Here is an 18,250-nt window from a genome sequence, read left to right as displayed (position 1 = left end):
AGGAGATACAGATGACAAGTAATGCCAAGCGCAATGCAAGTTCCGCTCAAGCGCGTTTTCGCGAGTCCGATGTCAGCCGTCTATCCGCCATCGAGGGTGTCAGTGGCGTTACCGTGCTGCGCGACTCTTACCTCGATGTGCTCATGCAAATGCCGCTGCCGGGGATCGTGATCTTTGTCCACGGCGTGAATTCGGATGGGGAATGGTATGACCAGACAGAAGCGGGCCTCTGTGCTGGCCTGAATCAACGCTTGAAGCGCTGCGACGAGCACCTGGCTCATCCGACGCCGGCGGGAGGGCAGCTGACACCGGCCGTTTATACTCCGGAACTCACGGATGACGGCTTTATCAATCCCAAGCGAGATGAGACCACGTTCATTCGGGACGCCAACCATTTCAGTCCGGTGATCCGCTTCCGTTGGGGGTACAAGGCCAGCCTCAACGAACTGCAGGAATTCGGCGATGGCATCTACCTCAACGAACGCGATTACTGGGGCGGCGGCCCGTTCGCCAACGGTTGCACGGCCCTGCCCGATCTGTGGAGCCAGGGCTTGTCGGATGCCCTGTTCCTGTGGATGAACGTCCAGCACATCAATCCCGTGCGCGGCCGACACGTGTTTGCGTGCCCTCCCCGCCCCTACTTTGTCGTGGCCGCTCTGCGGCTGGCAAAGCTGATCAAATCGATTCGCGAACTTCAAGTTGACGTCCCAATCACGATCGTCTGCCATAGCCAGGGCAATATGATCGGCATGGCAGCCGCGTTCCTCGGCGACCGTATGCCAGCTGTTAAGAACAGTGCTGGTGTGGAGGGCCGCTGTGTGGCCGATACCTATGTGTTGTGCAACCCACCCTACAGCGTGCTCAAGTCGAATTTCCTGCAGACCTGGAGCGAATTGCACATGAAGGACCGCCATGGCGGTACCGGGAGGCAAACCGAGCAGGCACGGATACAAACGCTGCGAGCGTTCTTCGACATCATTCGCACTCCGGCATCACCGCAACAGAGCGTCGAAACCATCGACAAATACATGGCCAATCGCGCGCAGGGATTCGATGCCGAAACCGACCGCAAGGCATGCGGGTACGGCCCACGCCAGAGTTCATGCGGTCGTGTCACTTTGTACTGTAACCCGCATGACCAGGTCATCTCGGCCACGTCGATACAAGGCATCGGATGGCGGGGGATGAGCCAGGAAGAGATTACCGCCAGCGGTGGCACGGGAGTGTTCAGTCAGCGAGTCTTTGCCCAAGGCTTTATGGTCGGAATCAAAAAGAGCTATCACTACTGGAACGATCGCCATAACAAGACCGCGAAGTCGGGCAGCAGGAGTTTCTGGGTGCCGGAGTCGCCGAAGGTGAAATATTCGGTCTCCCAGGGCGTCAGTTCAAACAAGGACTGGTTCGGGAAGGTTATGACCTTTGTTACCACGCCGGTCATTGTCCCTGTCACCGAAGTGGCCGGCATGGCTGGCGCCCGCATCAATGCAGAACCCGACAAGAATTGGTCGATTCCGATCGACGCTCCTGAATTGCCGGTGCCGTTCGAACCGCAGGGCCTGCGCTTCGGCAAGACCGGTGAATTCGACGAGTACTACGACGCGCCGGGACAAGACCGCGACCCCGGCCGCGTTCGCGCTCCAGACGATCCCTATACGGGGGACCGGCCCATCAAGCAACGTGCGGGCGAACCTGAGCGCGATCGTACCGACGCCGGCAAGGGCAATCGCGACAGCGAAGCGTCGCGACGCTATGAGGACCATGCCCGTCTGCGCATGCTGGCCAGACGCGAAAAGATGGTGAAACCGGGCGAACCCGTAACGGGCGAGGACAAGCCGGAGGCAGCCGACGACGAATACAAAATCTGGCGTACCAAGGAAATCAAGCGCTACCTGTCCGAGAACATCGACAGCAATGCCACCGATCATTCGACCATCATGACCAATCCGATGCATGCGGAGAAGGCGCTCGCGTATGACGTGGCTGTCGGGATGTGCCGTATTCGGGCTACCGACCTGCAAGATCTGAGAATCGCCGCGGATTGGCGCCTATGGAACAGCATGGAGGATGCTAGTCCGCAAAAGGCTCTTGCGGAATATTTTCAAACCGGGCAGATGGATGGAAAGACCGTTTTCACTTGGGCGAATGAAAAAAGCAGTGCGGGCAACATGCCAGAGAAAATTGAAGACCGCCGTGAATACCCGCCTCCTCCACCATACCGCCCTCCCGGAGATTAACTATGCATGTACTAATCGCAACGCGTACTCGTAGGCTGTGCTGGTCTGCACTGGTTTTTATAACCGTCGCGGCAGCGACAATATTTTCTTCAGAGCTAACGATAACTGACCCAAACGACGGTTTGACAAACGGAGATGTGATGAAACACTTTGTGATTTTTCCCGTACTCGCCGCTGCCGCGACATTGAGCCTGCTCACGGGATGTACAAGCACCCCCAAACCGGACACTAGTGCAAGCCTACAAACGTCCCCTGCCACTTCAAAGTCGGCTAGGCCGTATATTGCACAGGTTGTTGGCGTGCAATGGTTGAATCCACTGCAGCGCCGGGATTATCCGACAGAATGGCAATTGCTGTGGACACTGGGCCAGGCAAAACCGAACATAGATGACGATATGGTGCGCACGGACCCCGAAGGCTTTTCAACGCTAAAGGTCGTAAGCTCTATTGCAAGCAGTGTTAATGGAAAGGAAACTTTTAAAGGTTATCACCATAGATACTTTGAATCTTTGATAGTACCATTTCATCATAGCTATTTCTCCTATTCGACGTATTTCTATAACGCACATTCGCCAAAAGACAAGAAGAATTGGCGGGAGCTGGCCGGAATTCACGTCGAATACGCATTACCAGACTATAAATTAGAGACAGCCGAGGCCTCAAGCTTTGCAAGCAATTGCATTCGACGAGTTTTCGCAATCGGAAACACTTACTTTCCGACCGCTTGGACTCGGAGTACTCCACCCGATGTGCGCGTGACGATGGGCGGCCCCAACGCCGGCTTCACGTCGCTGTCAGCAGCGCTCGCCCACCTCCAGACCCATCCGAGCGAAACCGTCTGGGCGATGAACTGGGATGCGCCGAGCTATCCTCCCAAGGACAGGCAGATGAATGAGAACATGGTGCTGCTCGTCCTTGCTGGCCCCGATTACAAGACCGAGCGCGAACCGCTTGCCTGGATCGGCTACCCCGCCAGCCACAGCGTTGCCGACTTCGAAAAAAAGTCAGATCAACCACCCCGCGTAATGCAAGCGTGGAAAGCAACACTCGACAAGGCAGCCAGGAACGCCGGAAAGCTACCCATCGACATCGGCTACGTCATCCACGACGCCAACAATACGCATGCGGACTCATCAGAACGCATTGGCAACCTTGCGCACATCACGTCGACGGAGATCGCCGAGTTCGACTTCATGAAGCAGTCGTTCAACACCTCGGCGCTGCTGGGCGAAATGGGCGCCGGCACGGCGCTGACCAATGTCGCGCTCGGCATTGCATATGCCAACCACATGGGCAAGAACGTACTGGTTGCGGGGACAACCGAGCTCGACAAGCCGACAGCGGTCGTCGTTGTGCCACCCGCAAAGGTACGCCCGATCGACCACGACAAGCCCTGGTTCCGCGCGCGTGGCGAAAACAACGCCTACCTGATGTGGTGGGGCCTGCGCCACGATGCCAAGCCGGGCATGCAAGGGTACTCAAAGTAAGGAGCGATCATGAAAGCTGTCATCCGTCTGAACGACCCCACGAGCCACGGCGGCCGCGTCATCGCCGCTGCGCCGAAAACGAAGGTGATGGGCAAGGCGGTCGCCCGCAAGGGCGACCGCTGCATGTGCCCGATCCAGGGCCACACCGTGTGCGTGATCGCGGAAGGCGATCCGAAGGTGCTGATCGACGGCGTGCCGGTCGCGTTCGAAGGCCACAAGACGACCTGCGGTGCCTCGCTGATCAGCACCGTGCCGAAGAGCGGCAAAGGCTGATCAGCGAAAAGCCCGTCAGTCCACCTCCCACCCGCGCGAGCGCTCGACCGCCCTTCCCCACCGGGCCAGCAAGGCGCCGCGCCGGTCTTCCGACATCCCCGGCTCGAAGCGCCGCTCGCACTGCCACTGCGCGGCGATTTCCTCCTTCGACGCCCAGAAGTGCACGGCCAGGCCGGCCAGGTAGGCGGCCCCCAGCGCCGTGGTCTCCGTCACGCGCGGACGCACCACAGGCACGCCGAGCAGGTCGGCCTGGAACTGCATCAGCATGTCGTTGCGCGCGGCGCCGCCATCGGCACGCACTTCGACCACCGGGTGCGCGGCGTCGCGCTGCATGGCGGCCAGCAGCTCGGCGCTCTGGTAGGCGATCGCCTCGACGGCGGCGCGCGCGATGTGCGCGGCGGTGCTGCCGCGCGTGAGGCCCACGATGGTGCCGCGCGCGTACTGGTCCCAGTGCGGCGCGCCGAGGCCGACGAAGGCGGGAACCAGCAGCACGCCGCCGCTGTCGGGCACGGATGACGCCAGCGCTTCCACGTCGGCCGAAGCCTTGATGATGCCCAGGCCGTCGCGCAGCCATTGCACGGTGGCGCCGCCCATGAACACGCTGCCTTCGAGCAGGTAGCAAGGGCCGTCATTCAGGCGCCAGCCGACCGTCGACAAGAGGCGCTGGTGCGACACGGCCGGGTGGCTGCCCGCATGCATCAGCATGAAGCAACCGGTGCCGTAGGTATTCTTGACCATGCCGGGCTGGTGGCAGGCCTGGCCGAACGTGGCGGCCTGCTGGTCGCCGGCGATGCCCGCTACCGGGATCGGGCTGCCGAAAAGATCAGGGCGCGTGGTACGGATCTCGCCGCTGGACGACACGATCTCCGGCAGCACCGCCTCCGGGATGCCGAACAGCGCCAGCAGGTCGGCATCCCACCGCATCAGGTGGATATTGAACAGCATCGTGCGCGAGGCGTTGCTCACGTCCGTCACGTGGGCGCCGCACAGCTGGAACACGAGCCAGCTGTCGACGGTGCCGAAGCACAGTTCACCGCGCTCGGCCCGTTCGCGCGCGCCGGGCACGTGCTCGAGCAGCCAGGCCAGCTTGGTGGCGGAAAAATAGGCGTCCAGTTCCAGGCCGGTGCGGTCGCGGATCGCTTCCGCCTTGCCCGCCGCGCGCAGCGCGTCGCAGTGGTCCGCCGTGCGGCGGTCCTGCCACACGATGGCGGGCGCCACGGGGCGGCCGGTGGCGCGCTCCCACAGCACGGTCGTCTCGCGCTGGTTGGCGATGCCGATTGCGCGCACCTGGGCGGGGCGCACGTTCGCCTCGCGCAGCACCTGGCGGGCGACGGCGAGCTGGCTGCTCCAGATATCGTTCGCGTCGTGCTCGACCCAGCCGGGCCGGGGGAAGTGCTGGGGGAATTCCTGCGCGGCGCAGCCGCACAGCCGGCCCTCGTGATCGAACAGGATGGCGCGGGAACTGGTGGTGCCCTGGTCGAGGGCGAGAATGTAGTTCTTCATGACCGAATAAAGTGAAGCAAGCCGATAGGCCGGATTCTGTTACGGCGCCGGCAAGCCGGCGCTATGACAGCCATTCCTCTAGGCGACGGATTACTCCGCCGCTCAAGCTTTCTACCCGCACGCTCCGCGAGCAACATCATCGCGTGCCTATTTGAAATTGCACCAGGTGGAGGTTACCGCGTTTCACCGTAACTTAATACGCTCGTCTCTGTGGCCCTATTCCTCGCCTTATACCCCCCTCCAGTGTACAAGTACGCTGGAGGGGGGCTTTCGGCGGACGGCCGTTAACCGTCACCCCGCTCTGTGGAGTCCGGACCTTCCTCCCGCCAACGCATTGCTGCGCCGGCCAGCGGCTGTCTGGCTTGCTTCGGGCGCTATTGTAACCGATCGCGCATGGATGACTGAGTGGTGCCGCCGCAAAACGGAAATCGATGTCGCCATTTCAAAAGCCCGCCACCATGCCTCGCTCTAGAATGCCGCATCCCACATGAGAGATGCACAAGAGACCCACATGACCCATCCTTCCCGTTCCGGCGGCCAGATCCTGGTCGATGCATTGAAGATCCACGGTGTCGACACCGCCTTCGGCGTGCCCGGCGAAAGCTACCTCGACGTGCTCGACGCGCTGCACGAATCGGGCATTCGCTTCGTCATCAACCGCCAGGAAGGCGGCGCAGCCTTCATGGCCGATGCCTACGGCAAGATGACGGGCAAGCCCGGCATCTGTTTCGTTACGCGCGGACCGGGCGCCACCAATGCCTCGATCGGCGTGCACACGGCCTACCAGGATTCCACGCCCATGATCCTGTTCATCGGTCAGGTGGGCGGCGATTTCATGGACCGCGAAGCGTTCCAGGAAGTGGACTACCGCCGCATGTACGGGCAGATGGCGAAGTGGGTGGCGCAGATCGACCGCGCCGAGCGCATTCCCGAATATATCGCGCGGGCTTTCCAGGTCGCCACCAGCGGGCGCCAGGGTCCCGTGGTGCTGGCGCTGCCGGAAGACATGCTGGTGACGCAGGCTGCCGTGGCGGACACGCGCCGCTACCAGCCTGTACAGGCCAGCCCTTCGCAGGCGCAGATCGACACGCTGCGCGCCATGCTGGCCGACGCGCGGCGCCCGTTGCTGCTGCTGGGCGGCAGCGGCTGGACGGAGCAGGCCTGCGCGGACATCGCCCGCTTCGCCGAGGCGAACCATCTGCCGGTGGCCTGCGCGTTCCGCTTCCAGGATCTGCTCGACAACGACCACCCGCACTACATCGGCGACGTGGGCATCGGCATCAACCCGAAGCTGGCCACGCGCGTGCGCGAGGCGGACGTGCTGATCGCGCTGGGGCCGCGCCTGGGCGAGATGACGACCGGCGGCTACACCGTCATCGAGGCGCCGGTGCCGCGCCAGCGGCTCGTGCACATCCACGCCAGCATGGAGGAACTGGGCAGCGTGTACCAGGCCGAGCTGATGATCGCCAGCGGCATGCCGCAGGCGGCGGCCATGCTGGCGGCGATGGCCCCGGTCGAGGCGCCAGCATGGGCGGGCAGCGTGGCCGAAGCGAAGGCAGAGCTGCGCGCATGGCAGCAAAGGCCGGCCATCTTCCAGGACGGCCAGGCGCCGCTGGACCTGTGGCAGGTGGTGCAGGAGATCGACACGCTGGCGCCGCACGACGTGATCATCACGAATGGCGCCGGCAACTATGCCACGTGGGCGCACCGCTTCCACCGTTACGGCGGCATGCGCACGCAGCTCGCGCCCACCAGCGGCGCGATGGGCTACAGCGTGCCGGCGGGCGTGGCGGCCAAGATCGTCGATCCGGGTCGCACGGTGATCACCTTTGCCGGCGACGGTGAATTCATGATGAACGGCCAGGAACTGGCGACGGCCGTGCAGTATGGCGCGGGCGTGGTCGTCATCGTGTTCAACAACCGCATGTTCGGCACGATCCGCATGCACCAGGAACGCGAGTATCCGGGCCGGGTGTCCGGCACGGACCTGGAGAATCCCGATTTCGCCGCGCTGGCGCAAGCCTATGGCGGTCATGGCGAAACGGTGGAGCGCACCGGAGAGTTCGTGCCCGCGCTGCAGCGCGCCCTCGCCTTCACGCGCGAGAAGAACCTGCCGGCGGTAATCGAGCTGCGCTACGACGGCAACCTGATCACGCCTGGGGCGACGCTCGAGGCCATTCGCTCGAACGCGCAGGCGGCGAAGGCAAGGTAGAAGTCAGCCCTGCGATGGCGGCGCTGGTTCCCACTTCGGCGCCGCCGGCTCGGCGTCCGGCGCCTTCTTCGGGGCCGGGCAGGCGCGACAGGCCTTCGGCTTCTGGGCGAAGTCGCGCACCTTCTGCAAGGTCATCGACTGCGACTCGTCGGCGCAGTAGCCGCCTTCCAGCGTCAGCGTCGCGCCATCATTGGAAAACTTGCCGCTGATCGTGCGCTCCGCCTCATCCGGCGGCTGCACCGTGAAATACATCATCCTGCCGCGCGGGTCGATGTTGACGTCGCTGGCCACCACGGGCCAGGACAGGCCGCCCGCCGTGTATTCATAGATCACCGTATCGACTTCGGCAAAGCGCTGGAACGTGATGCGCTGGCCGCCGAACTCGCCGCCGGGCTGCACGCACAGGTCGGAATACACGGCCATGCCGTAGCGCGGCAAACCGCCTTTGTCGGCTGCGGATTTCTTCGCCCCCTGCGGAGCCGCCACGGCGGTGGCACAGGCGAACAGCAAGGCAATAGCGACACGGGCTCTTGTTTCCATTGGGCGGGTCGGCAAAGTGAAATTGGCGTCATTCTAACGCAGGCAAAAAATCGGGCTCGCGAGGCGGGTCCGCGAGGGCCGGCGTTGGCGTCCGTTTTCTCGGCCGAAGCCGGCAAGATCTGGCGAAAACCAGTGTCGGACACCAACGCGAACGCTGCTTGCTGACCCGGCTTGGAGCAATCAGGGGGGGCGAAAAAAAACCGGCCCTTGCGGGCCGGTCTTGCATGCACTGCTAAGCGTAAAGCTTAGAAGGAGTGACGCACACCCACGTTGAACGCGCTGTCGCCCGTACCGACTTCGGTGTTGCCACCAACGGTGTACGAAGCGCCGTTCTTGTTGTCGATGCGAGCGTACGACACGTAGCCGGTCGTGCGCTTGGAGATGTCGTGCATGTAGCCGATCGCCCACTGCTTGGCGTCGCGGTTGACGGCTTCGCGGTCATCCTTGTAGATGAAGGAAGCGATCACCTTGCCAGCGCCAGCCACCGGCACTTGCACGCCGACCAGGCCGTCGCGGCTGTCTTGCGACGCCGGCACGGCAACCGTCGTGTACGCGGTCGCGTTCGGGTAAGCGACGCTGTTCAGGCCCTTGTTGCGGCCATACGAGAAGAACGCCTTGGCAACGGTGAAGTCATAGTTCACGGCCAGCAGGCTGTTGCGGCCGATGCCACGCTCGATGGTCGGAGCAATGCCGGTTGCCTGGTCGTTGTTGCGGTTGTTGTACGCAACGCGCGCGTTCAGCGGGCCGTTGGTGTACGACAGGGCGGCGCTGACTTGGCGGCCAGCGTCGGACTCGGACTGCTCGCCGAAGCCGTAGAACACTTCACCGGAGAAGCCGTTGAACACCGGGGTCTGGTACACGACAGCGTTGCTGTTACGCACGTTAACGCCGCCTGCCGGGAACAGGTTCTTCGCCGAGCCAGCCAGGCCGGCGGCGAACGGGTCACCCACTTGTGCCAGGGCGTTGTACCACGGGGTGTACTGACGACCGACGGTCAGCGTGCCCGCTTCTTTCGAACGCAGGCCAACGAAGGCCTGGCGGTTGAACAGCGCGTTGCTGGTGTTGTCCAGCGTGCCGTCGTCGACCTTGTAGCCGGTTTCCAGGGTGAAGATCGCGGACAGGCCGCCACCCAGGTCTTCCGTGCCGCGGAAGCCGATGCGCGACGCATTGGCGGTGCCGGAGGAGACCTTGGTCACGTTGCCGGCCTTGCCGCCGCGCTCGTTGACGATGCTGGCGTCAACGATACCGTAGATCGTTACATTCGACTGTGCAAAAGCGGCGCTGCTCACGGCGCCCAGGACTGCAACGGAGATTAGAGTTTTTTTCATTACATTTCCTTCAGTTGTGTTGCATCTAAAAAAGTAAGGCAACGGCTAAATTCGGTCTTGCGATGCCTGGAGTGGAGTCATGGCCCCGATGCTCCGGATCGCTTATGGTGAGGGCAAACCCCGATTTGCCACTGTGCCGCGACCTTCGGTAAAGGTGCGGCGTTCACTTTATTGTCGCGGCCGATTCAATCGCGCCGTCTTGTTATCAGTGCGCTGGGCACTGGAGGCGGCACTATACTGATGGTTTGGTAATCCATCAAGTGTAAAGATGCTCACGAGCTGGGCCAGGCCTGCGGCCTGATCCTGCATGCTGTGCGACGCGGCGGTCGCTTCTTCCACCAGTGCCGCATTCTGCTGCGTTACAGCGTCCATCTGTGCGATGGCTTCGTTCACCTGCACAATGCCGGCACTCTGTTGTTGTCCCGCAACAGTGATCTCGCCCATGATGTCGGTCACGCGGCGCACGCTCACCACCACTTCTTCCATCGTGCTGCCGGCCTGGTTGACCAGGCGCGTACCCGCTTCCACCTGGTCGACAGAGTCGCCGATCAATTCCTTGATCTCGCGCGCCGCCGCGGCGGAACGCTGTGCCAGGTTACGCACTTCCGACGCAACCACGGCAAAGCCGCGGCCCTGTTCGCCGGCACGGGCAGCTTCCACTGCCGCGTTCAATGCCAGGATATTGGTCTGGAACGCGATGCCGTCGATCACCCCGGTGATGTCGGAAATCTTCTTTGCCGACTCGTTGATCGAACCCATCTTGTCCACCACCTGCGACACCACCTGGCCGCCCTGCTCCGCAATCGCCGATGCGTTCACGGCCAGCTCGTTCGCCTGGCGCGCGCTGTCGGAATTGTGGCGCACTGCCGACGTCAGCTCATCCATCGACGCCGCCGTTTCCTCCAGCGAGCTCGCCTGCGATTCGGTACGGGACGACAGATCCAGATTACCGGCCACCACCTGCTGGGCCGCGCTCGCGATCGTGTCGGTTGCATGGCGTACCTGGCCGACGATATTGGCCAGGCTGTCGCGCATCGACTTCATCGCGAACAGCAGGCTGCCATTGTCGCCCGGACGGGTGCGCACTTCCACATTCAACTCGCCCGCCGCGATCCGGTTGGCCAGCTCCACCGCGTATTGCGGCTCGCCGCCCAGCGTCTTCACGAGCCAGCGGGTAATCAGCAACGCACCCAGTGCGCCAAGGGCCACGGAGATGACAAGCAAGCTCATGATCCAGGCGCGCGAAGCATTGTATACCTGATCACCAAAATCTGCCGCCTGCTTGCCACCTTCACCGTAGTATTTAACCAACTTGTCCACCTGACCGCGCAAGGCAACGATCAATTTATTCGATTCGCCCCGGATCAGTTGCTTGGCCAGCGGCATGTCGCCGGCACGCACGGCGGCGCGCAACTTGGCATCCTCGGCCATGTAGCGATCCCACAGTGCCAGGAATTCGTCGTACAGCGCCTGCTCTTCCGGGGTCTTGATCAACGTTACGTATTCGTCCTGCATCTTCTTCAGGTCGACCAGGTCGTTGGCGATTACCTTGTCGTACTTGTCCAGCTCGGAGACCTGCTCCGAGATGATGTATTGCAGTTCACGCGTGCGCACGCGGGCGATCTGGGCCTTGATGTCCTGGATCACGCGCATGGCGGGCATCCAGCGTGTCGACAAGCCGCTGGCCGTTTCGTTCACCTTGGCCAGTTGATTGATCGAGAAAATGCCGACGATGGCCGTCAGCAAAAGAACTGACGCAAAAGCCAGTCCCAACTTGGTGGAGAGCTTGCGCTCGGTAAGCCAATTCATGTGTTTCCCTTGTGCGTAAGATAGGCGAATTGCCGTGTGGCAAAATTCTATCCCAATGTCACGGGGCTTGCCTGCAACCGTTATATGAACGTCCAGAACAAATATGCGATGTGTCGTTTTTCCGTCAGTAAAAAAGTCACAAGGACGACTGGCAGTTACTCCTTACGGAATAGATAACTACGCCGCCACTCTAGGGGTTCATGCCTGAATCTTTTACGGATAAAGTAACTTTTGGTTGGCAAGTCATGATGCGCCGCACAAAAAGATGCTTGAACATTCTGCTGAAGTTGCTCACAATGCCGTTCATATTGCCGTACGGCAAGTTCAATTCAGGAGCTCCCATGTTTTCGTCTATCGAGCAATCTGGCAACATCGCTGTCGTCCAAACCAATTTTTCCTGGGGCGATGACCTGCCCCGCATCATCGCCATCGTCGAACGTCATTTCGATGACTTCAACGGCAATGGTTTCTATCCGCATCCCGACGAGCAGGCGCTGCAGCGCGAGCTGCTCGACGTGCCGACGCTGCGCGATTTCGCCGCGCACATCGCCAGCCGCAAGGCACGCGGCCTGGCCATCACGGGCCTGGGCCTGGCGGGCCTGTCCGAGGCGCACCGCAACGCGGTGCTGTACGCGATCGCGCTGACGCAAGGCTTCCCCACGTCCACGGACCAGCGCACCAAGCGCGTGGCATGGGATGTGCGCGCCCGCCCCGGCAGCCAGTCCAAGTTCGTCACGTTCTCCGAGCGCACGGGCAATGCCGACATGCACACGGATTCGTCGTTCTACCCGATGCCGGAAGAACAGTTCTTGCTGTACGTTGTCGCCTCGGCTCGCTGCAATGGCGGCGAATCGCTGCTGATCGACGTCGAAGACATCGTGGCCGAGCTGGACAAGACCCCGGAAGGCCGTGCCGCCTACGCGCTGCTGCGCACGGCGCAAGTGCCGTTTCGCGTGCCGTCCGTGTATGCCGCCGGCGACGATCAGATTGAATTATTCTACGCACCGGTATTCCATGCCGACGGCCTGGCGATGCGGTGGCGCTACGATTCGATTGAAAAAGGGCTTGCAGCCCGGCCGGATCTGGCCACGCCGGAACTCGTGACCGCCCTGCGCCTGTTGAACGAAATCATCGAGGAGCACGCGCCCCGCTTCGTGCGTCAGTTGCCGGACGACACGCTGCTGTGGGCCGACAACCACCGCACGCTGCACGGCCGTGCCATGTACACGGACCCGGGCCGCCACCTGATCCGCATCCGTATTTCCTCCACGCCGAACGCGCAGCGAATCGGCCCGTCGGGAATTTCCGCGGACTGAGCCTATTTATTAGAATCGCACCATGCTTGCTTCCATCATTCCCGTCTTCCTGATCATCCTGCTGGGCGTGGCGATCCGCCGCTTCGGCTGGATGCCGGCCGAGTTCTTCCCGTCGATCGAGAAGTTCTCGTACAACGTCGCGTTTCCCGCCATGCTGTTCGCCGGCACCGCGCGGCTGTCGTTCCAGGGAGGCCAGGTCGGCGAACTGGCGCTGGCCACGCTGCTCCCCACGTTCGCCGTGGTGGTGCTCACCCTGGGCGCGCTGCTGCTGCTGCCGGCGCTGCCCGGTGCCAGCCGCTCGTCCGTGATGCAGGGTGCGATGCGCCCGAACACCTACTTCGGCCTGGCCGTGGCCGCGCTGTTCTTTCCTTCGGAAACGGCGTCGCTGGTGATGCTGGCGCTGGCGCTTTGCCTGCCGGTGGTGAACGCACTGTCCGTGGTGGCGCTGGCGTGGTGGAGCGGCAACAAGCCGAACATGGGGACCGTTGGCAAGACGCTGGCACGCAATCCGATCATCCAGGCCACGCTTGCCGGCGTGGTCGTCAGCGTGCTCGGCATTTCGCTGCCGAAAGAGCTGATGAACACACTGGACATCCTCGGCAAGGCCGCCACCGCCCTGGGCCTGCTGTGTGTGGGCGGTGGCCTGGTGTTCTCGCTGGAAGGCGCGCGCCCGGCGGCATTGACGGTGACATCCGTGCTGAAACTGCTTGTGATGCCCCTGCTGGCCGCCTGGGTGTGCCTGCAACTGAACGTCTCGACGGAGGCGGCGCTGGCAGCCTGCTTCTATTGCGCGCTACCCACCGCACCGAACGCCTATATCATGGCGAAACAACTGGGGGGCGATGCCCGCCTGATGGCATCGCTGATCACCTTGCAGACCTTGCTTGCCGTGGTCACCGTGCCGCTGAGCCGCCAGTTCATGCCCTGGCTGGGCGCCTGACAGCGGCATTTACAGCACTAATAGTTGTAAATATTTTTTTCAGAGCGTTTGCCCAGGACAAGTCGCGCGGAAGACGGTAAATAAAATGCATCGATGCAACCTGCCGGTACATGTCATGGACAAGTCGGGCAGGCCGTTTTTTCACCCTTGTCCTTGCGGGAAGAGCAGTCATTCTCCCGCAATAAAAGGCATTAGAATGCTGCACGCACAATGCAGGAGTACCCCGCGCAGATGAACAACCCGATGCCTTTCACGCCCATGCCATGCACGATCAGCGACGTCGAGCGTGATACCGGCGTGGCCAAGGAAACGCTGCGTGTCTGGGAACGGCGCTATGCGTTCCCGCGGCCGGAGCGCGATCCGTTCGGCGAGCGCCTTTACCCGATCGAGCAGGTGCACAAGCTGCGCCTGGTCAAGCGGCTGATCGACCTGGGCTTCCGGCCCGGCAAGGTCATCGGCTTTTCGGCGCAGGAATTGCAGGCGCTGGCCGAGAAAACCGCCGCCGGCAACCGGCCGCGCGCGCGCAGCGCGGAAACCGATCTGCAACTTTATATCGACCTGTGCCGTGCCCCCGACAGCGAGGGCCTGCGCCGCATGCTGTCGCAGGCGCTGCTGGTGATGGGCTTGCGCAATTTCGTCATCGACCTGATGGCGCCGCTGACGGCAGCCATCGGCGACGCCTGGGCTTGCGGCGACCTGGGCGTGTGGCAGGAACACCTGATCACGGAAACGCTGCAGACGGTGCTGCGCAGCGCGATCTTCTCGATGCCGCCGGCCACTTCCCTGAACGGTACGCGGCAGCCGCGCATCCTGCTCACGACCACGCCGCAGGAAAGGCATGGGCTGGGCCTCCTGATGTCCGAGGCGCTGATGGTGGCCGAAGGGGCCTGCTGTTACTCGCTGGGCCCGCAAACGCCGCTGCCGGACATCGTCGACGCCGCCGCCGCCTTGCAGGTGGACGTGGTGACGCTGTCGTTCTCCACGTCGATGAACACCCGCCACGTGCTGGACGCGCTGAAGGAATTGCGGGCGCGCCTGCCGGAGCCGGTCGCATTGTGGGCGGGCGGCGGCAATCCCGCCCTGCGCCGGCGCTCGCCTCCTTATGTGCAGGTGCTCACCCTGCCGGACGTGGGCCGGGCGCTGGCCGACTGGCGCCGCGCGCAGCGGACGATCAACGTGGCCTGAACCCGTGTGCCAACACGGGAAATACCTTTCCAGCAAGGGAAGTGCTGATTTATTGCTGGTGGATGAGATTGGTCCTGAAAAACGTGTCCAGCAAGACGCAAATGGCCCGTCATACTGGGGGCACGGCCGCCGATATGGCGGGCCATTTGTGCCGCAGCTGGGCGCGTTTTCTCAGGGCCAAGATCGCCGCCCTGAATAAATTAGCACTTCCCAAGGTTCGGGGGACCGCTCTGGTAGAATAGCGGGCGCAAGAAACCATTCTTAGCGTGTTACCGGCCCTGGTGAGCCTGCCTGGGCCGCATCCTCCACGACACATGTTCAGCTTCTTCAAGAAAAAAACCGTCACGCCCGACGTGCCGCCTGCCGCGCCTGCCGAGCAGGCCGTCGTGGCATCAGCCACCCCCGCCGTGGCCCCCGAGAACCAGGCCGCCGAGCCGCTCGCTTTCGAAGTCGAGACGGCGCCGCGCCCGGAACCAAAACAATCCTGGATGAGCCGGCTGAAAGCCGGGCTGTCGAAAACATCGGCGAACCTGTCGCTGCTGTTCGTCGGCGCGCGCATCGACGACGACCTGTACGACGAGCTGGAAGCGGCGCTCCTGATGTCCGACGCCGGCATCGAAGCCACCAGCTACCTGCTCGATGCCTTGAAGCGCAAGGTCAAGGACGACAAGCTGACCGACGCGGCGGACGTGAAGACGGCGCTCAAGGAATTGATGATCGACCTCCTGCGCCCGCTCGAGAAACCCTTCGTGCTGGGCCGCCACCAACCTACCGTGATGATGATTTCCGGCGTCAATGGCGCCGGCAAGACCACCACGATCGGCAAGCTTGCCAAGCACATGCAGGCGCACGGCCAATCCGTGCTGCTGGCCGCCGGCGACACGTTCCGCGCCGCCGCCCGCGAACAGCTGATGATCTGGGGCCAGCGCAACAACGTGACGGTGATCTCCCAGGAATCGGGCGATCCGGCCGCCGTGTCGTACGACGCGGTGCAGTCCGGCAAGGCGAAAGGCACCAATGTGGTGATGATCGACACGGCCGGCCGCCTGCCCACCCAGCTGCACCTGATGAACGAGCTGCAGAAGATCAAGCGCGTGATCGGCAAGGGCATGGATGGCGCGCCGCATGAAACGCTGCTCGTCATCGACGGCAACACGGGGCAGAACGCGCTGACGCAGGTGAAGGCCTTCGACGATGCCTTGCAACTTTCCGGCCTGATCATCACCAAGCTCGACGGTACTGCCAAGGGTGGCGTGCTGGCCGCGATCGCGCGTGTGCGCCCGGTACCGGTGTACTTCATCGGCATCGGCGAAAAGATCGAAGACCTGCAACCGTTCGACGCCGAGGAATTCGTCGAAGCCCTGCTCGCTTGAGGCTGAACAGCGGCCATGATCGAATTCGCCAACGTCACCAAACAATACACGTCCGACACCACCGCCCTGCGCGGGGTCACGCTGACCATCGCGAAGGGCGAGCTCGTCTATCTGGCGGGCCCGTCCGGTGCCGGCAAGTCCACGCTGCTCAAGCTGATTGCGGCGATGGAGAGACCCACGTCCGGCAAGGTGACCGTGAACGGCACCGATATCGGCCGGCTGAAGAGCGCGGGCGTACCGTTCCTGCGCCGTAACCTCGGGCTGATCTTCCAGCAGCAGCGGCTGCTGACCGACCGCACCGTGCTGGCCAATGTGATGATGCCGATGCTCGTTACCGGCCTGCCGCGCGGCCAGGCGGAAGAACGCGCCCGCGCGGCGCTGGACAAGGTGGGCCTGCTCGAGCGCGCGTCCGCCAGCCCGCTCGCGCTGTCCGGCGGCGAGCAGCAGCGCGTGTCGATCGCCCGCGCGATCGTCAACCGCCCGCAGATCATCCTGGCGGACGAACCGACGGCGAACCTGGACCGCGCCAGCGCCAACAAGGTGTTCGACGCGCTGCGCGCCTTCAACAAGGCGGGCGTGACGTGCCTGATTTCCACCCACGACGAACTGGTGCTGGACAGCGCCAGCCGCGTGATCCACCTGAAGCAGGGTGAACTGATGACGGAGGCCGCATGAGCGCGTGGCTGCGTCAGCATGGTTATGCGCTGGGCTCGGCGCTGGTGCACTTGCGCCGTGCGCCCGGATCCTTCTTCTTCAATATATTGGTAGTGGCGATCGCGCTGGCCCTGCCGTTCGCGGGCGTGACGGTGCTGGACAATATCCGGCCGATGTCGGAACAGTTGGCCGTCGACCCCGAGCTTTCCGTATTCCTGAAGCAAGACCTGCCGCGCGAACACACGCAAGGCATGGCCGGCTCGCTGCGCGCCGTGGCGAAGGACGCGAAAATCGTGTTCGTGCCGCGCGAAACGGCGCTCGAGGACTTGCAGGAAAAGAATGGCGTGGCAGGCGTGATCGACACGCTGGGCGAGAACCCGCTGCCGGACAGCTATATCGTGCGGCTGAACGCCTTCCAGAGCGCGGCCGAAAGCGCCCACGTGGACGAGATCGCCGAGCGCCTCCGCGCGATTCCCGGCGTGGAATCCGTGCAGGTCGACTCGGAATGGGTGAAGCGGCTGGGTGCGCTGCTCGGCGTGCTGCGCGTGGGCCTACTGCTGCTGGCGGCCACGCTGGGCACCGTCGTGGTGGCGGTCGTGTTCAATACGATCCGCTTGCAGGTGCTCACGCAGCGCGAGGAAATCCTCGTCTCGCGGCTGATCGGCGCCACCGATACGTACATCCAGCGGCCGTTCTACTACACGGGAGCCCTGCTGGGGCTGTGCGCCGGCGCCGTCGCACTGGGCGCCGTGGCCCTGTCGCTGCGGCCGCTGAACGAAGCGATCGCCGAGTTCGCGCGGCTGTATGCCTCGGAGTTCCAACTGGCCCCGCTCGCCCCGACGGCGATGGCGCTGTTGCTGGCGCTGTCCGCCGGGCTCGGCCTGATGGGTGCCGCGCTGTCGGTACGCCGGCAGCTCAAGCGCCTGAACTGAGCTTTTTCCGAGCGGCGCGCCCTTGCAATCCGGCGCGCCGCCCTTATCTGTTTGTTCACACCCTCCTGCCGGCGTACAAAATCGTTGGCTGCACTCCTACATGCCTGCCCGAACGATCGTGCGTTCACGCACAGAGCGCCGCATGCCCCACCGATAATCTTGTTCTAAATCCTTTGATCCAGCTCAAATTCTGGCCAGTAACAACTGGCGGGCGAGCCGTGTCCCAGGGCTAACGGTTAGTATCGAGCCATAGTAATTAGGCTATCGGAGCCATAGAATTGGGGTGATTGGCACTCGCCGATGGAGAGTGCTAATATATGTTCAAACGCAACGTTGAACTGTAAAAATCTTGACACAGAACACTTGTCAGTGGTTAAGACCGGATTAAGTTCGACACTGCATGCTGTAAGCAAACGTCGTGCCGCAATCCCGCGGCGTGACCATGCAATACCCTTCAAGCGAGG

General features: G+C 62.8%; 14 protein-coding genes and 1 other RNA gene. 10 read left to right on the top strand and 5 right to left on the bottom strand.

Annotated features, from left to right (window positions below; all coding sequences use genetic code 11):
* Nucleotides 1–11 precede the first annotated feature (11 nt).
* The 3 genes from V6Z91_RS12870 (at nt 12) to V6Z91_RS12860 (ending at nt 3,994) form a co-directional block, all read left to right on the top strand.
* Nucleotides 12–2,234 carry a hypothetical protein gene (locus V6Z91_RS12870; RefSeq protein ID WP_338770868.1) on the top strand — a complete coding sequence of 741 codons (2,223 nt, stop codon included), beginning with the start codon at nt 12–14 and terminating at the stop codon, nt 2,232–2,234.
* A 140-nt stretch (nt 2,235–2,374) separates the two neighbouring features.
* Entirely contained in the window at nt 2,375–3,721 is a 1,347-nt protein-coding gene (locus V6Z91_RS12865; RefSeq protein ID WP_338770867.1) for a hypothetical protein, read from the top strand.
* 9 nt (nt 3,722–3,730) lie between these two features.
* Nucleotides 3,731–3,994 (top strand): PAAR domain-containing protein, encoded by a 264-nt coding sequence (locus tag V6Z91_RS12860; protein WP_338770866.1) that lies wholly within the window; start codon nt 3,731–3,733, stop codon nt 3,992–3,994.
* A gap of 15 nt (nt 3,995–4,009) precedes the next feature.
* Here the strand turns inward: V6Z91_RS12860 and glpK are convergent, their stop codons facing one another.
* On the bottom strand, nt 4,010–5,497 hold the full coding sequence (glpK, locus tag V6Z91_RS12855; protein WP_338770865.1) for a glycerol kinase GlpK: 1,488 nt from the start codon (nt 5,495–5,497) through the stop codon (nt 4,010–4,012).
* Between the two features lie 9 nt (nt 5,498–5,506).
* An RNA gene (gene rnpB, locus V6Z91_RS12850) (RNase P RNA component class A) lies at nt 5,507–5,866 on the bottom strand.
* Nucleotides 5,867–6,008: 142 nt separating this feature from the next.
* Between rnpB and V6Z91_RS12845 the strand changes: the two genes are divergently transcribed.
* Nucleotides 6,009–7,709, top strand: a complete 1,701-nt coding sequence (locus V6Z91_RS12845; RefSeq protein WP_338770863.1) for a thiamine pyrophosphate-binding protein — start codon at nt 6,009–6,011, stop codon at nt 7,707–7,709.
* 3 nt (nt 7,710–7,712) lie between these two features.
* Here V6Z91_RS12845 and V6Z91_RS12840 read toward each other — a convergent pair whose 3' ends face one another.
* The 3 genes from V6Z91_RS12840 to V6Z91_RS12830 all read right to left on the bottom strand — a co-directional run bounded on the left by V6Z91_RS12840 (nt 7,713) and on the right by V6Z91_RS12830 (nt 11,386).
* Nucleotides 7,713–8,249 carry a hypothetical protein gene (locus tag V6Z91_RS12840; RefSeq protein ID WP_338770862.1) on the bottom strand — a complete coding sequence of 179 codons (537 nt, stop codon included), beginning with the start codon at nt 8,247–8,249 and terminating at the stop codon, nt 7,713–7,715.
* Between the two features lie 245 nt (nt 8,250–8,494).
* Entirely contained in the window at nt 8,495–9,577 is a 1,083-nt protein-coding gene (locus tag V6Z91_RS12835; RefSeq protein ID WP_338770861.1) for a porin, read from the bottom strand.
* Nucleotides 9,578–9,745: 168 nt separating this feature from the next.
* On the bottom strand, nt 9,746–11,386 hold the full coding sequence (locus tag V6Z91_RS12830) for a methyl-accepting chemotaxis protein (RefSeq protein WP_338770860.1): 1,641 nt from the start codon (nt 11,384–11,386) through the stop codon (nt 9,746–9,748).
* A gap of 341 nt (nt 11,387–11,727) precedes the next feature.
* Here V6Z91_RS12830 and V6Z91_RS12825 point away from each other — a divergent pair, with 341 nt between their 5' ends.
* The 6 genes from V6Z91_RS12825 (at nt 11,728) to ftsX (ending at nt 17,786) form a co-directional block, all read left to right on the top strand.
* A complete protein-coding gene (locus tag V6Z91_RS12825) occupies nt 11,728–12,702 on the top strand; it encodes a TauD/TfdA family dioxygenase (protein ID WP_338770859.1) in 975 nt (324 codons plus the stop codon).
* Between the two features lie 22 nt (nt 12,703–12,724).
* Nucleotides 12,725–13,642, top strand: coding sequence for an AEC family transporter (locus V6Z91_RS12820; RefSeq protein WP_338770857.1), 918 nt, complete (start codon nt 12,725–12,727; stop codon nt 13,640–13,642).
* 231 nt (nt 13,643–13,873) lie between these two features.
* Nucleotides 13,874–14,827: a MerR family transcriptional regulator gene (locus tag V6Z91_RS12815; protein ID WP_338770856.1), complete on the top strand. Its 954-nt coding sequence runs from the start codon at nt 13,874–13,876 to the stop codon at nt 14,825–14,827.
* A 314-nt stretch (nt 14,828–15,141) separates the two neighbouring features.
* A complete protein-coding gene (ftsY, locus tag V6Z91_RS12810; protein ID WP_338770855.1) occupies nt 15,142–16,200 on the top strand; it encodes a signal recognition particle-docking protein FtsY in 1,059 nt (352 codons plus the stop codon).
* Nucleotides 16,201–16,215: 15 nt separating this feature from the next.
* Nucleotides 16,216–16,875, top strand: a complete 660-nt coding sequence (locus tag V6Z91_RS12805; protein WP_338770854.1) for an ATP-binding cassette domain-containing protein — start codon at nt 16,216–16,218, stop codon at nt 16,873–16,875.
* Entirely contained in the window at nt 16,872–17,786 is a 915-nt protein-coding gene (gene ftsX / locus V6Z91_RS12800; protein ID WP_338770853.1) for a permease-like cell division protein FtsX, read from the top strand. The genes V6Z91_RS12805 and ftsX overlap by 4 nt, the downstream gene beginning before the upstream one ends.
* The last annotated feature ends 464 nt before the right edge of the window (nt 17,787–18,250 follow it).

It is taken from the genome of Massilia sp. METH4, assembly GCF_037094685.1.
In the GTDB taxonomy this organism is placed as follows: domain Bacteria; phylum Pseudomonadota; class Gammaproteobacteria; order Burkholderiales; family Burkholderiaceae_D; genus Rugamonas.
Note: the sequence above shows the minus strand (reverse complement) of the source record. Positions and strands in the feature narration are given on the sequence as shown.